The organism is Paenibacillus sp. LjRoot153, from assembly GCF_964253085.1.
Lineage (GTDB): Bacteria > Bacillota > Bacilli > Paenibacillales > NBRC-103111 > Paenibacillus_E.
The window spans coordinates 5,241,340-5,256,125 of the sequence record NZ_CAXUQH020000001.1 but is presented as its reverse complement, the minus strand read 5'-3'; the positions used below and the strand labels follow the sequence as shown (position 1 = coordinate 5,256,125).

Below are 14,786 nucleotides of genomic sequence, written 5' to 3'. Positions count from 1 at the left end.
AAGTGAGGAAAATCATCCATGGCGAATAAATTTGTATACACAGCTCCTGAAAACGGTTACCCCGAATGGAATAATAATCCCCATATATATCAATTGAATCGCTTGGAAGCACATGCCACACTGATGCCTTATCATTCTGAAGCGGAAGCGCTGGCTGGCGTACGCGAAGCATCGCAATTTTATCAAAACCTAAATGGCACATGGAAATTCCATTTTGCTGAAAACGCGCAGGGACGTCCACAGGATTTCTACAAAACTGATTTTGACACCAATAATTGGGCGGATATACCAGTGCCATCACATTGGCAGCTGCAAGGCTTTGATTTCCCGCAGTATACGAACATTATTTATCCATGGGTAGGACATGAGGATCTAAAGCCTCCATTTGCCCCAGTGAAGTATAACCCTGTTGGCTCTTATGTGCGCAGCTTTTCGATTCCTGAGGGTTGGAACGGTCAGCCTGTGTATCTAAGCTTTCAAGGTGTGGAGTCGGCCTTCTATGTATGGGTGAATGGTGATCTGGTTGGCTTTAGCCAAGATTCGTTTACACCTGCGGATTTTGATATTACGCCTTATTTGATCGATGGTGAGAACAAGCTCGCGGTAGAAGTCTATCGTTGGAGCGATGCAAGCTGGTTAGAAGATCAGGATTTCTGGCGGTTGAGCGGGATTTTCCGCGATGTGTATATGTACACGACCCCTACGGCACATATTGCTGATTTCAAGGTAAATACGAATTTGGATGCGGCTTGCGAGGATGCTGAGCTGCACATTCAAGCTACGATCACCAACTATGATTTGCAAAGCCAAGGTGTACATCATGTGGAAGCGATGCTATACGATGGCGAGCAGCAAGCCCTTTGGGAGGAGCCGCTTCGTGTAGGTATTCAAACAAGCGACATTGCGAAACAAGCCGTGGAATTCTCTGCTCATATGGATCGACCAGCCAAATGGAGTGCTGAAAGTCCATATTTGTATACACTCGTTCTTCGTTTATGGAATGAAGAGGGGGCGCTCATAGAGACAGAAAGTTGTAAGGTAGGTTTCCGCAAGTTTGAGATTGAAGATGGTTTGATGAAAATCAACGGCGAAGTCATTGTCTTCAAAGGTGTGAATCGCCATGAATTTGACCGTGATCGCGGACGTTCCGTCGATGCGGAAAGTATGATTGCCGATATTTTGCTCATGAAACAATATAATATCAACGCTGTACGGACTTCGCATTACCCGAATAATCCGCTGTGGTATGAGCTTTGTGATCAATACGGTTTATATGTCATTGATGAAACGAATTTAGAAACGCATGGTTCCTGGACGTATGGGCAGGAGGAATTGGGTGAAACGGTGCCTGGAAGCCGACCGGAATGGACAGGTGCTGTACTTGATCGAGCGAACTCGATGCTGCAAAGAGACAAGAATCATCCTTCTATTGTGATCTGGTCGCTTGGCAATGAGTCCTCAGGCGGGGACAATTTCTTGAAAATGCATGATTTCTTGCGTGAAGCTGATCCTTCCCGTGTTGTTCACTACGAAGGTGTCTTCCATTGGCGGGAATCCGACAAAGCGTCAGATATTGAAAGTCAAATGTATTCCAAAATTGAAAAGATCGAAGAATACGCGAAAAACAAACCTAAGAAGCCGTTTATTCTTTGTGAGTACAGTCACGCCATGGGGAACTCTTGCGGTAATCTATCTAAATATTGGGAGCTGTTTGATCAATATCCTGTCTTACAGGGCGGATTCATTTGGGATTGGATCGATCAATCCATTCGGACTACGACGCCAGATGGCGTCACGTATCAAGCATATGGCGGCGATTTTGGTGATGCGCCAAATGATGGCAACTTCTGTGGCAATGGCTTGATCTTCGCCGATCGTTCGGTTTCACCGAAGCTGTACGAAGTGAAGAAGTGCTACCAGAATGTGAAGTTCGAAGCGGTGGATGTGGTTAAGGGACAAATCAAGGTAACCAATCAATTCTTGTTCACAAACTTAAATGAATATGATTGGACTTGGACGATTGCACGCAATGGCGTTGTGGAAAGCCAGCAGTTCAGTGGATCTTATTCGGTTGCACCAGGTGAGACAACTACGATTGAGCTGGAACTTGACGCTGTGGAAAGTCATTTCCCTAACGATGAATTCGTGTTAACGCTGAGCTTGGTCTTGAGAGACGATACGTTATGGGGAGTTAAGGGACATGAAATCGCATGGGAGCAGTTTATTCTTCCTGCGGTGAATTCAGCGGCTAATGCACGCAACTGGGAAGCGGAAAAAGAATCTGCGGCTGCGCTCTCTACGGAGACTGCTGTTCAAGTCACTAATACAGCTGATAGTATCAGCTTGAAAGGAGAGCGTTTTGCACTTCGGGTTGACACGGTAACTGGCGATATCACTTCCTATCTGTTCGACGGAGTCGAGTTATTCCAAACAGGTCCAGTACCTAACTTCTGGCGTGCCTATACCGATAACGACCGTGGGAACCAGCACCACATTCGCTGTGCACCTTGGCAAGAAGCGGGCAGCGGGCGTAAACTCCTTTCCGTGAACGCGAAGTCACTGGATGCAGGACGCGCTGAGGTTCGGGTGCGTTTTGAACTGGCAACACAGCCTGCTTCCGAAGTTCAGCTTGTTTACACAGTGTCCGCAAGCGGTGAAGTGGAAGTTGGTATGCAACTAACGCCAGGTGACAAATTGCCGGAAATTCCTGAAGTTGGCGTCATGTTCGAACTCGATGCTGCCTTCGAGAATTTAACATGGTACGGCCGCGGGCCGCACGAGAATCACTGGGATCGTAATAGCGGCGCAAAGCTTGCGCTTCATAACGGAACAGTCGAGGAGCAATTCGTTCCGTATTTGCGTCCACAGGAATGCGGCAATAAGACGGATGTTCGCTGGGCGACCTTAACGAATGCGGCTGGGCAAGGACTACGCATTGCGGGCTTACCATCCGTTGAGCTCAATGCATTGCCGTACTCGCCTTCCGAGCTGGAGGCGCATGATCACCCGTATAAGCTGCCTGCGAGTGATAAAGTTGTGGTACGTGTGAATTACAAGCAGATGGGCGTTGGCGGTGACGATAGCTGGGGAGCAAGAACACATCCCGAGTTTACGTTATTCGCGAACCGTACGTATGCGTATGCGTTCACTTTCCAAGGTATCTAATAGAGATGAGAAAAGCCGTTCCAAGGGTGGTTTCACCTGTGGAACGGCTTTTTGCTTCGTTCATGAGTGTCCGCGCGCACCTTCATGATGGCGAGGAAGTACGTTTGACCAGAAGAGGAGAGGGTGATAAGTTTAAATGGAGATAAAATCGACATCTAGGTACCGAGGAAAGGTGGACATATATATGACAGAACATACAGCAAAACCAATCATAGGACTCATTGGAACAGGCGTGATGGGTAAAAGCATGGCAGGACATTTTATTCATGCGGGATATGAGGTTCATGTGTATACACGTACGAAAGCAAAGGCACAGGAGCTAGTGGAAAAAGGGGCAAAATGGCAAGATACGCCCGGCGCATTAGCGCAGAAGTGTCAGGTTATTATGACCATGGTTGGATTTCCAAGCGATGTCGAAGACCTATATTTTGGGCAAAATGGCATCCTTGCTATGGCGGAGCCAGGTAGCTTCCTGATTGATTTGACGACGTCGAGCCCGTCTCTGGCCAAACGGATTTATGAGGAAGCGCTGACGCGTCAGCTATTCTCCTTGGATGCTCCTGTTTCTGGTGGCGATATCGGGGCAAGAGAAGCGCGATTGTCCATTATGGTCGGTGGTGCCCGTGATGTGTTCGAGCAGATGCTCCCTATTTTCCAAAAGATCGGCACGAATATCGTCCATCAAGGTGAGGCGGGAGCGGGGCAACATACGAAGATGTGCAATCAAATTGCGATTGCAAGCAACATGATGGGGGTCGTTGAAGCGCTTGTCTATGCGAAGAAAGCAGGGCTTAATCCGACAACAGTGCTGCAAAGCATTGAAACAGGTGCCGCGGGCAGCTGGTCCTTAAGTAATTTGGGGCCACGAATGATTGCGGATAATTTTGCGCCAGGCTTCTATGTGAAACATTTTATTAAGGATATGAAGATTGCTCTGCAATCGGCCGAAGAAATGAAAGTAGAGCTTCCAGGGTTGAAGCTTGCCAAATCACTCTATGAACAATTAGCTGCGATGGGTGAAGAGGATAGTGGTACCCAAGCCTTGTATAAATTAATTAATAAATAAGAGTGAGCTGTTCGACCTGGAGGTTGACATATGAAAATCGTGATTGCACCTGACTCGTTTAAAGGCAGCCTTAGTTCAGAAGAAGCGGCTAAGGCGATAAGAGACGGGATTCTGCGAGCTATGCCAGCAGCAGAAACTGTCCTCATCCCAATGGCAGACGGGGGAGAGGGGACCGTAGATAGCCTTGTACAGGCGACGCAGGGTAGTAAGATCTCTGTCCCCGTGCAAGGTCCGCTGCAAGAGGAAGTAACGGGCATGTACGGAGTTCTCGGGGATGGCGTCACGTGCGTGATTGAAATGGCGTCAGCTTCCGGACTCGTGCTAATTCCAACGGAACACCGAAACCCGATGCTGGCAACAACCTACGGTACCGGTCAGTTAATTCGCCATGCGCTTGATCACGGATATCGTTCCTTCATTCTTGCGCTTGGCGGCAGCGCAACGAACGATGGTGGAAGCGGTATGCTTCAAGCGTTGGGCTTACGGCTCCTAGACGCTGAAGGGAGTGAGATTGGAGCAGGGGGACAAGCGCTGTCTCACCTTATACATATTGATGCCTCGAAGTGGGATGAGCGAATTAGTGAATCGCAGTTTATCATTGCTTCAGATGTCACGAATCCATTCATTGGTCCGCAAGGAGCATCGTATGTCTTTGGACCGCAGAAAGGTGCGACGCCTGAGATGGTTAAAGCGCTCGATGGAGCGCTCACCCACTGGGCAGATTTGATGGCAGCGCATACGGGGATTGCTGTGCATCATCTGCCAGGAGCTGGCGCAGCGGGCGGGCTTGGCGGTGCATTTCAAGCTTTCTTCCCTGCAAGCACGAAGCGAGGGATCGACGTGGTGATCGAGCTGACCAAGTTAAATGAGCATCTGCAGGATGCCCATCTCGTCATCACTGGCGAAGGGCAGTCGGATGCCCAGACCGCTTCTGGCAAAGCACCGATGGGGATTGCACAGGCTGCAGCGAAGCTTGGCGTACCCGTTATCGTTTTATCAGGATCCGTCGGGCAGGGGATTGAGAAGCTTTATGAATATGGCATGACGAGTATTCACAGCATAGTGAACGGTCCGATGACGCTTCAGGAGGCGATGAGTCGCACACCTGAGCTTTTAGCGCAGAAGGCGGAGCAAGTCATGCGTACTTTTTTGGCTGGGCGAAAGAAGGAGGTATAGATCATGTCAACGAATAAACAAGATGAACAACAATGGGTACTACCCAAAGGTGTAGCAAGTCCAGCAAGGCGAGCTTTAGCAGGAGCAGGTATTACGAAACTCCACGATTTCACCCAAATTACAGAGGTAGAACTTATGAAGCTGCATGGTATGGGCCCTAAGGCTAGGGACTTGATTCGAGTCGAGCTAGCTGCGAATGGCTTATCTTTTAAACCAGGCTCTTAGCGAATGAAAGAGGTATACCGACAGGCTCCTAGTCATAAATAAGGTTATTATGATGTGTAAAGGAGTAAGCTCATGACAATGGCAACCCAATTGTATGTAGCGACAACTGGGAACGATGATCACGATGGGAGTAAAGAAACGCCATTCTTAACAATAACCAAAGCACAGATGACAGTCCGAAATATCATCCAAAAAGGGATGAAACACGATGTCATCGTATTTGTGTTCAGTGGTACGTATTATTTAGGAGATACATGGAAATTGGATGAGCGCGATTCAGGCAGAAATGGCTGCTGTGTTAGCTATCGTAATGTGCCAGGAGAAGAAGTTAATATCGTCGGTGGAAGGCAAGTTACGAACTGGGAACCTTATAGTTCTGACTTGTGGCGGGCATGGATAGGGGCTGGGTGCAGCTTCCATACGCTATATGCGGATGGCGAACGCATGGCTAAAGCACGGTTGCCAGCAACGGGGTACTTTCAAGTAGATGGCGAGCCTGAATCGGCTTGCCGAGAAGGCATTTACTATCGGGAAGGAGACATTCCTGAAGGAAGTGACCTTTCTCAAGCTCAGGTATTCATTTGGCCAGGGAAAGGGGAATGGAACTGGTTTTCAGAGCTGCGATCCGTGAAACATCATGTTTCTGAGGCTAGATATGTGGCATTTAAGCAACCCTCAATTTGGGAAATAGGCGAAGGCTCAAGATATTTTATGCAAGGCTCACTCGATTTTCTTCAAGCACCAGGTCAATTCCATTTGGATGAAAAGGATGGCTGGCTCTACTACAAGCCGAGAAAGGGTTCGCCGTTGCAACAAGAGATTATCGTACCAACGGTCACAAGGCTGATTGAGATGAAAGGCAACGATCAAGATGAGCCTATTCAGCATCTTCATTTTCATGGACTCCAATTCTCCTGCACAGACTTCTGGTCGGTTTATCAAATGATTCAGGAAGACGAGGGCTTGAGTAATGTAGAGAGGGATGAGCACCGTGAAGGATTGGTATACATGCAGAATGCAGCGGATATCGAAATCTCGCAGTGTCAACTAATCAACTCGGGAAACTGCGGTATATTTTTGGATCATCAAACGCGAAACATTCGGATTAGTGGCAATCTTATCGAACATTTGGGGTATATGGGGATCTGTGCCTCTGGCTATTCACCGCTCCAAGGCTCATTTACTTCTGCAGCGGGCTCTTACACGAATAAAGAGCATCGGATAACGAATAACGTAATTCGCTATGGCGGTGAGCTGATCGGGCATGGCTGCGGGATACTATTGTATCAAAGTGGAGATAACGAAATCACTCATAATCTGATTTCACATATGCCGCGCTACGGCCTCTCGTTGAAAGGCTTACGTCACAAGGTCATGCCAGCAAGCATTTACGGCATACCGGTAACGTGGGAGAATCACTGGGATTTCTTGCATACACGGAATAATTACATCGCTTATAACGATATTTCGAATGTGATGATCGACAGTCAGGATGGCGGTATGATTGAATCCTGGGGTGTTGGGACGCAGAATACGATTCATGGGAACCGCTTACACGACAGTGGAATTCATTTTTCTTTCGGGTTTGGCATTTATTTGGATGATGCTTCAGACTACTTTGTAGTGACCCAGAATGTGTTGACACACCTGTATCGTACAGGGGAGGGGAAGCTCTGGATGCTCATTTTTTCCAAAGGCATTGGCAACCTCATTCAAGGAAATTTGCTTGTATCAAATCCCGATGCAATTGCTGCTATTGGCACACAAGAGATGGCAGGCGAAGACAATAAAGAGGTCACGGTGAAAGGGAACATTATTTATAATTCAGGTTACCTCTACTATTTCGTCAATTGGCGGGACGATAAGTTTGCCGAAGCGGATTGTAATCTCTATTGGTTGGATCGGACCCAGAGCGTTTGTCAGATCGCCGGGAAGTTACCCTTGCCATCGTCAGGCACAGATCTGTTAGGTCGGGATGTTTATGACTGGCAGGCGTGGCGCTCCTTACTGGATGGGAAATTCGATGCACATTCGCTCATAGCAGATCCGCAATTGATGCAATTGCCAGACGGGAAGATTCGCCTTAAGATAACGTCACCTGCTTATGCGCTTGGTTGGATTGACATCGATGATAAACAAATAGGGCCACAGTAAATTCGTCATAATGAGAAGGGGGCTTGGTACATATGAAAGGATTTGGCTTCTATAAATCCAAGAAATATTTGCAGCGTGTACTAAGCTCGATCATGTTATCGATGGTTATTGTCCTATTAGCTTCCTCCTTTGCCAATACGTATCTGTTGGAGAAATCGGTAAAACGGATTCAGGAGGACTCGAATCTCAAAATTCTCACTCAAATGCAATACAATTTCTCCTATATGAACGAAATCATCACGCATTTATCTTATTTTGTCTTAAAAGATAACTTACTCATTCCGTTGATGTTCGATGAAACCTTGCCCAAGATGGACTTAATCCGCAGCTACCAACGCATGTCCAGTATCATGGACAGTTCCTCATTCTTACATTCCATGGTCGTTTATAATCATACGCAAAATGAGATTTACGGGACAACCAGCGATTTTCTTTTAGACGGTGGGGTTACAAAAAAGAAAATTTCGGATTGGCTGCTCGATCCCGCCCACCAGCACGAAACATCCCGGCTCATCCCAGTGAGCCTTGAACACGAGGATGGACAGATCGATGCGTTCGCCTTTGTTGTAACGGACTCATTAAAACCTTTCTCACGCGGTGAATCTGCTATTGTTCTGTATATTAAGTCCGATTGGGTCTTCGACAGCTTGAAGAAAATGAACGATACGGGCAGCCGATCGCAAGGTGATATTCTGATGGCGGATCAGGAAGGACGCTTATACTCCTCGCGCTTTATGGATGAATACGCGCGTACTTCGACGCAGGACACCATACATAGCTACATTATGAATCATAAGCTAGCAACGAACGAACCTTCTGGATTCGTCATTGGGAATGTTGAAGGTGAGAAAAGCATGATTACTTATATGGCAGATCCGATTCCGAATTGGACGATTTTGTATGTACAGTCGTATGACCAATTGATGGTGGAAGTCACTCAGACTCGCGTGAAATCACTGTTGGTTTCTGGTGTTCTACTCCTGATCGCTATTGGGATTTCGATCTGGTTGTCTTATAAATTGTATCACCCGATCGAAGTTATGCTGCACCGAATTCGCTTCCAGCACCCGCGCGATGGACACACAAGGCGAACAGAAGGTGATGAGCTGCATGCCATGAGTGAAAATTATCTGGAGTTGTCCCATACGCTGCAGGAAATCAGCTCAGAGCACATCGTCAATAAATATTACATCCGTAAATTTATGACAGACGGTCAGTTGTTCTCTTATCACGATATGGTTAGTCTGATTGAAAAGCATCGATTGAACATTGCCTACCCATCCGAAATCCTTGTTTGCGTGCTTCGCTTAGATCATTTCCAATCGTATGCAAGTAACACGGCCCTTGCGATGAAGAAAATGCATAGCTTTGCTATCACAAATATTGCGCAGGAAATGATGTCCAAGACCTATCCATGTGAAGCCGTGGAGGTATGGGGAGATCATGTCATCCTCATTGTATCGCGGAATGATAACGGGGCAACAAGTAGCATGGATAGGATTGTACCCATCTTAGGGGACATCCAGCAAACGATTGAAACGTATTACGATTTGAGTCTATCGTGTGGGCTCAGTGACCCGATTTCACAGCTTACTCAGCTGTCATCTGGTTATACGCAAGCCTTGCAGAACAGCTTGTATACCCTTATTTTTGGTTACAAGTCGATCATCACAAGTGAAATGGTCAAAGAAAACAACGCCAATAAGCGAGTGTCGATCCCAGAAGCCATCGAACGGAAACTATCCGAGAGCTTGAAAAAGGGCTTAATGACAGAAGCGGGCATTGAGCTGGAGAAAGCGTTCTCCCTTTTTGCCACCTTTCATTATCATGATATTCACCGTGCTGTAACGAATTTAACATGGGTGATCAAGTATACCGTTGTTGAAATTATGGAAAATCGCTTAATGAAGATGAGCTTCAACGTGGATTATATTCATCACATTCCACAGGAGAAGGAAACGTTAGAAGAAATGTACGTGGCGTTATTGGCCTTATGTTCACAAATTTGTGAGGGTCAGAAGCCGTCTAATGTGGAACGGAATGACATGATCTTGGAAACAGTCAAAGAACTTATTCATCAGAAATACGCAGATATTAATCTGAGCCAACAATCTATTGCTTCGACGGTCAGGCTCTCTTCCGCTTACTTGGGGAAACTGTTTAAAGACAGCTACCAACTTACGCTTACGGAGTACATCAACGAAATTCGGTTGAAGCATGCACAGCAGCTGCTTGAGAATGGGGATCATTCGGTCTTAGATATTATGGAAAAATGCGGATATGCGAATCCGAGTTACTTTTTCCGTCTTTTCAAAGCTAAATTCGGAAGTACGCCGAAGGAATACCGCATGAAGAAATCAATTTCATAACACGGGAAATGTGTAATCCTTAACCGCCACTTCTTCCACCACTGGGTGCATGGATGGCGGTTTTGTGCGTTCCGATGCTAAACAGATAGTAATTCGAATATTGTACACATGCTTTCTACATGTTTTCGAACATCGTACGCTATGTAAACGCTTCATCCTGTGGCAAGATATGAATATGGAGGAGGAGCACAATGACGAAATCACATCCCATCAAAAAACGATGGCTCATACAGGAGCTCAAACACTTACGGAAAAATCGAGAGCTGCTGTTGCTTGCGATACCAGGCATTTTGTTCGAATTGGTCATTAAGTATTTACCTATGATCGGACTCATCTTGGCCTTCAAATATTTCAGGTATGATCAAGGAATTCTGGGGAGCAAATGGGTAGGCTTCAAAAATTTCGAATTTATTTTTAAATCACAAGATGCCTTACGTATCATCCGAAACACCCTCTTGTACAATATGACATATATCCTGCTTGGCACATTGGCAGCGCTAGTCTTATCCATTTTGTTATATGAAGTGAGTGGTCGCATGGTGAAAGTGTATCAAACCACCTTATTTCTTCCGTATTTCATTTCGCTTGTATTGGTAGGTTACATTACGTATGGCTTCCTGGAACATAAAAGTGGTTACCTCAATAGCTTACTGCTCACTATCGGGTTTTCTCCACACAAATGGTACTTGGAAACAACGCCATGGCTATTTATTTTGCCTGTGGTGGCTGTATGGAAAAGTGTCGGCTTCTCAACATTGATCTACTACGCTGGGATTGTCGGCATTAACACCGAATATTACGAGGCGGCGAAACTAGATGGCGCATCACGTGTTCAAATGATTTTTCGAATTACATTACCGCTCATGAAGCCATTGATCATCATAGTGTTTATTCTAGGCTTAGGCAATATTTTCCGGGGCGATTTTGGATTGCATTATTTTGTGCCAAACAATGTAGGAGCCAACTTGGCGACAACAGATGTCATTGATACGTATGTGTACCGAGCTCTTTCGAAGCTTGGCGATATCAATTCGGGAGCAGCTGTAGGCTTTCTGCAATCAGTTGTAGGGTTAATTACCATTGTGTCAGCCAATGCTGCGGTTCGCCGATTGGATAAAGATAACGCATTATTTTAATGGGGGAGGGGCCTAGGAGTTTTATGGAACTTGCACGAACAAAACCAGTGAAACCGGTATCGATATGGTATATCCATGTGTTCTTTACGCTCATTTGTCTATTGATGATCATCCCCTTTGTGCTCGTTATTGCGGTGTCGCTGACTTCGGAGAATAGTTTAATTCAATTCGGTTATCGTTTCATTCCCAAAGAGCTCAGCTTGGAAGCGTACCGAATCGTATTGAAATCACCGGAAATTTGGCTGAAATCATATGGGGTTACGATTGTCATTACGATTGCGGGGACCGTGTTATCCCTGTTACTAACGACACTGACAGCTTATCCGATGTCGCGACGTGATTTTCGCTATCATCGACCGCTTACGTTCTACATCTTCTTCACCTTATTGTTCAATGGAGGCACCATTCCGTTCTATATCCTCATGACACAGTACCTCCATTTGAAAAACTCCATTCTTGCGCTCATCATTCCGCTGCTCATGAGTCCGTTCAATATTATCATTATGAAAAGCTATCTCGATAAAATTTCGATGGAAATTATTGAATCCGCCAAGATTGACGGTTCTAGTGAGCTTCGCGTTTTTTATCGCATTATTGTGCCGCTGTCTACACCGGCGCTAGCGACACTTGGCTTGTTCATATCTTTTGCCTATTGGAATGATTGGTTTAATGCCTTATTGTTCATCGATGATAACAAATATGTGCCGCTTCAGTTACTGCTTGTACGCATTTTATCGCAAATTGAATTTCTAGCGAATTCGCCTCTGGCCGAGACGGCAAGTAAATTACAGTTTGCGAACTTCCCAACATTATCCGTCAGGATGGCGATGGCTTTGGTCGCGGGCGGACCGATGATGATCCTGTTTCCTTTTTTCCAGAAGTACTTTGTGAAGGGGATTACGGTAGGTTCACTCAAAAGCTGAGAGGAGGTGAGGGGGCGTTTGTAAGAAAGATTTGATGTTCTGATGATACAAGGGGTATTTAATTTGGAGGTGTGAAGGTTGATAAAAGGAAAAAAAATGTACCTGAGCAGTGCAGCCATTATGCTTCTGAGTATGTCCGTGTTATCGGGATGCAAGACCGACACGACAAGTGAAACGTCATCTCCGTCGGCAACAACACCTGCAGCATCGACTAGCGCGACGCCTGCCACACCTGCACCAAGCACGCTGCCTGAAGTTAAATTGACATTCTATTATCCAAGTAATCCACCAGGTAAAGATCAGGCTCTCGTAAATGAGGAAGTCAATAAGTATGTGAAGAGTAAAATCAATGCTACGGTTGACTTGAAACCGCTCTCCTTTGATGAGTATGATCCGAAGCTGAATACCATCATGGCTTCCGGTGAAGCTTTCGATGTGGCATGGGGATCGAAATATTGGCTGCTAAGCTATCAGCCGAACATCGATAAAGGTGCGCTCTTAGAGCTAACCGATGCGATGATTAGCAAAAATGCGGCTCAAGCTCGGAAGAACATTCCCGATAAATTCTGGCCGGATATGAAAGCGACGGATGGTAAAGTGTACGGCTTCCCGGTGTATCAAATCGCAGCCAAAACGAAAAGTCTCGTCATTCAGAAACAATTTGTTGATAAATATAAATTGGATGTTAGTTCGATTAAGACCTATAAAGACCTCGAGCCTTTCTTGAAAACGATCAAGGATAATGAAAAGGATGTTATTCCTTTTGGGATGGCTCAGAATTCATGGGGCCTCTATACAGACCCAAATCTGGTTGCCGCAGATGGTCTTGCGGTTGCCTACAAAAAGGATGACAAAACGTACGCATCCATTACGAAAATTCAGCAGCTGCAGAACAAGAAGGACTTCTTCACGACGATGCACAAATGGTCACAAGCAGGCTATATCAATGAGGATGCCCCGCTAGTGAAAAACATGACAGATCTCAAGAAAAAAGGGAAAGTAGCTGTCAGTCTTGAGTTTACAACCAAACCAGGCGGCGAAGTGGATGAAATGGCGAATAATGGAAACAATGCTGTCGTGTATGTACCGATATCAGACTCTTACTTTACGGGTGTGGCGAGCGCTATGCAGGTTATTTCCAAAACGTCTAAAAATCCAGAACGCGCCCTCATGTTTATCAATCTGCTTAACACAGATAAAGTGTTATACAATCTAATTTCGAACGGTGTGGAAGGCAAGCACTATACGAAGAAGGATGATAAATATATTGAACCGATCAAGGACTCCGGCTATGCGCCGAATGTAGATTGGGTGTTCGGAAACCAATTTAATGCTTACTTGAAAGGTGCACAAACGCCAGACGTATGGGACAAAACGATTAAATTGAATGAAAGCGCCATGGTCCCTGTTTCCTATGGCTTTGATGTGAACAGAGACACCATCAAATCTGAGGTTGCCAACGTAACTGCCGTCGATAACGAGTTCCAAGTCGCACTTGAAACCGGTGCTGTAGATCCTGCGGATCAGCTGCAGAAATACATCGACAAGCTGAAAGCAGCTGGTCAAGATAAGATTGATGCGGAAACGACGAAGCAATGGCAAGCTTTCTTGAAAGCGAAAGGTTTGTAAGAAGTGTTACGCAAGAAGCCGTTCCTTGGGGTTATTTGACCCTTTGGGACGGCTTTTGCTTCTCTCCATCATATTAGGCCAAGCTCTCGAATATAGATGAGTAAACGAGGAGACAAAGTCAGCTACCTTTTCAAAGTAAAAAGGATAGCTGTTTTTGTTTATATGCATATACTAATCATACAAAAGCAGGAATGAAAGAGGTGATCTTGGTGGGAACACGGCTATTATCGGAACAGCTTGTGAAAACTCGCTTTCCCCATTTAAGGTATATCCGAATTCACACTTCAGATAAATACAAGGCAACGATTTATGCATGGACAGAGGATTTGCAATTAACGAAGCAGGATGCGCTCCATGTGGAAAAGTATGCAAACGCTTACTTGTACCCGTATGTGGTATTTCAAGTAAAATCGTATTGCGCAGTGCGAGCAGATAAAGTGCCATTACTGCAAGAGGTGCCTGTCGATATTGTTCAAACGGCACTACGCACGAACTTAAATCAATATGGTATTCTAGCCGCGATCAATCGGCAATTTCCTTACGGACGTTTGCGATTTAAGCATTATGATGTCATCAATAGCATGATTCATTTTGATTTTGATGCGCTTAAACGAATGGGGGAGCATGAGAAGGAAATCATGCTGCGCTTTTTGCACGAAATGATACCCCTCGGATGTTTTTGTGAGGTTCGCTTTCTGGATGAGGACGTATAGACTTAATGAATCATACCGTAGTCGCGGATACTGCTATCTACCTTTACCTGGATGTCCAGGTTCGGATAGTCGGTATCCCAATTTAAATTTTCCCGAATTATTGGACAAGCATCAAATATAATACTTGCCAATACCATGCTTTAGTAGGTATCTTTTTCCAAGGGACTATAAGAGTCTACTGAAGCGGTCCCATCTAAGAAAATCATCACGTCAACCTAAAGGAGCTACGC

The 14,786-nt window shown here is 45.6% G+C and carries 10 protein-coding genes; all 10 read left to right on the top strand.

The features are described 5' to 3' along the window. The first annotated feature begins 18 nt into the window (after window positions 1–18). On the top strand, window positions 19–3,165 hold the full coding sequence (locus ACSQ8P_RS22980; protein WP_436237299.1) for a glycoside hydrolase family 2 TIM barrel-domain containing protein: 3,147 nt from the start codon (window positions 19–21) through the stop codon (window positions 3,163–3,165). Between the two features lie 184 nt (window positions 3,166–3,349). Further along, a complete protein-coding gene (locus ACSQ8P_RS22975) occupies window positions 3,350–4,231 on the top strand; it encodes an NAD(P)-dependent oxidoreductase (RefSeq protein ID WP_436237298.1) in 882 nt (293 codons plus the stop codon). A gap of 30 nt (window positions 4,232–4,261) precedes the next feature. After that, window positions 4,262–5,407, top strand: coding sequence for a glycerate kinase (locus ACSQ8P_RS22970; RefSeq protein WP_436237297.1), 1,146 nt, complete (start codon window positions 4,262–4,264; stop codon window positions 5,405–5,407). A gap of 3 nt (window positions 5,408–5,410) precedes the next feature. Next, window positions 5,411–5,632, top strand: a complete 222-nt coding sequence (locus tag ACSQ8P_RS22965) for a DNA-binding protein (RefSeq protein WP_436237296.1) — start codon at window positions 5,411–5,413, stop codon at window positions 5,630–5,632. Window positions 5,633–5,704: 72 nt separating this feature from the next. After that, a complete protein-coding gene (locus ACSQ8P_RS22960) occupies window positions 5,705–7,786 on the top strand; it encodes a right-handed parallel beta-helix repeat-containing protein (RefSeq protein ID WP_436237295.1) in 2,082 nt (693 codons plus the stop codon). A 32-nt stretch (window positions 7,787–7,818) separates the two neighbouring features. Then, entirely contained in the window at window positions 7,819–10,155 is a 2,337-nt protein-coding gene (locus tag ACSQ8P_RS22955) for a helix-turn-helix domain-containing protein (protein WP_436237294.1), read from the top strand. Window positions 10,156–10,346: 191 nt separating this feature from the next. Next, complete coding sequence (locus ACSQ8P_RS22950) at window positions 10,347–11,291, top strand: ABC transporter permease (protein ID WP_436237293.1); 945 nt, start codon at window positions 10,347–10,349, stop codon at window positions 11,289–11,291. 23 nt (window positions 11,292–11,314) lie between these two features. Further along, window positions 11,315–12,214: a carbohydrate ABC transporter permease gene (locus ACSQ8P_RS22945; RefSeq protein WP_436237292.1), complete on the top strand. Its 900-nt coding sequence runs from the start codon at window positions 11,315–11,317 to the stop codon at window positions 12,212–12,214. Window positions 12,215–12,292: 78 nt separating this feature from the next. Continuing rightward, window positions 12,293–13,843 carry an ABC transporter substrate-binding protein gene (locus tag ACSQ8P_RS22940; protein WP_436237291.1) on the top strand — a complete coding sequence of 517 codons (1,551 nt, stop codon included), beginning with the start codon at window positions 12,293–12,295 and terminating at the stop codon, window positions 13,841–13,843. 191 nt (window positions 13,844–14,034) lie between these two features. Continuing rightward, a complete protein-coding gene (locus ACSQ8P_RS22935; protein WP_436237290.1) occupies window positions 14,035–14,556 on the top strand; it encodes a hypothetical protein in 522 nt (173 codons plus the stop codon). The last annotated feature ends 230 nt before the right edge of the window (window positions 14,557–14,786 follow it).

Excerpts from the sequence above, each read along its gene's own strand:
- ACSQ8P_RS22970 (WP_436237297.1), top strand. The coding sequence starts at position 4,262 with ATGAAAATCGTGATTGCACCTGACTCGTTTAAAGGCAGCCTTAGTTCA.
- ACSQ8P_RS22975 (WP_436237298.1), top strand. The coding sequence starts at position 3,350 with ATGACAGAACATACAGCAAAACCAATCATAGGACTCATTGGAACAGGC.
- ACSQ8P_RS22950 (WP_436237293.1), top strand. The coding sequence starts at position 10,347 with ATGACGAAATCACATCCCATCAAAAAACGATGGCTCATACAGGAGCTC.
- ACSQ8P_RS22955 (WP_436237294.1), top strand. The coding sequence starts at position 7,819 with ATGAAAGGATTTGGCTTCTATAAATCCAAGAAATATTTGCAGCGTGTA.
- ACSQ8P_RS22960 (WP_436237295.1), top strand. The coding sequence starts at position 5,705 with ATGACAATGGCAACCCAATTGTATGTAGCGACAACTGGGAACGATGAT.
- ACSQ8P_RS22965 (WP_436237296.1), top strand. The coding sequence starts at position 5,411 with ATGTCAACGAATAAACAAGATGAACAACAATGGGTACTACCCAAAGGT.
- ACSQ8P_RS22980 (WP_436237299.1), top strand. The coding sequence starts at position 19 with ATGGCGAATAAATTTGTATACACAGCTCCTGAAAACGGTTACCCCGAA.
- ACSQ8P_RS22935 (WP_436237290.1), top strand. The coding sequence starts at position 14,035 with ATGAAAGAGGTGATCTTGGTGGGAACACGGCTATTATCGGAACAGCTT.
- ACSQ8P_RS22945 (WP_436237292.1), top strand. The coding sequence starts at position 11,315 with ATGGAACTTGCACGAACAAAACCAGTGAAACCGGTATCGATATGGTAT.